Genomic DNA, 696 nt, shown 5'->3' with positions numbered 1-696 from the left:
TATTAAAGTACTCAACAAAATACAGTGAAGAAGTACAAGATCCTGAATCTTTATCAGAAGTAATGACTAATGCTATGAGAATAGCAACATCAGGTAAAAATGGTGCAAGCTTTATAAGTATTCCACAAGATGTGATTTCAGCACCAGTAGAATCAAAAGCAATAGCACTATGTCAAAAGCCTAATTTAGGTGTTCCTAGTGAGCAAGATATTAATGATGTGATTGATGCAATTAAAAATGCAGCATTCCCTGTTTTACTTGCTGGTATGAGAAGTTCAAGTGCAAATGAAACAAATGCTATCCGTAAATTAGTTGAAAGAACAAACTTACCAGTAGTAGAAACATTCCAAGGTGCTGGTGTCATTAGTCGCGAATTAGAAAATCACTTCTTTGGCCGTGTAGGATTGTTCCGTAACCAAGTAGGTGACGAATTACTTCGTAAAAGTGATTTAGTTGTTACAATTGGTTATGATCCAATTGAGTATGAAGCAAGCAATTGGAATAAGGAATTAGACACGAAAGTGATCAATATTGACGAAGTTCCAGCAGAAATTACAAATTATATGCAACCTACTAAAGAATTAATTGGTAATATTGCAGGAACTATTGAAATGATATCTGACAAAGTAGATGAACCATTTATTAACCAACAACATTTAGATGAATTAGAGCAGTTAAGAGCACATATCATTGAAG

Annotated in this window: 1 protein-coding gene; it reads left to right on the top strand. The window is 33.8% G+C overall.

Features of this window, described 5'->3' with window-relative positions; genetic code table 11:
* On the top strand, window positions 1-696 hold a 696-nt coding region (locus AB840_RS15500; protein WP_048515704.1), incomplete at both ends, for a thiamine pyrophosphate-binding protein.

The organism is Megasphaera cerevisiae DSM 20462, from assembly GCF_001045675.1.
GTDB lineage: Bacteria > Bacillota > Negativicutes > Veillonellales > Megasphaeraceae > Megasphaera > Megasphaera cerevisiae.
The sequence above is the reverse complement of the archived record's forward strand: the minus strand, read 5'-3'. Positions and strand labels throughout refer to the sequence as shown.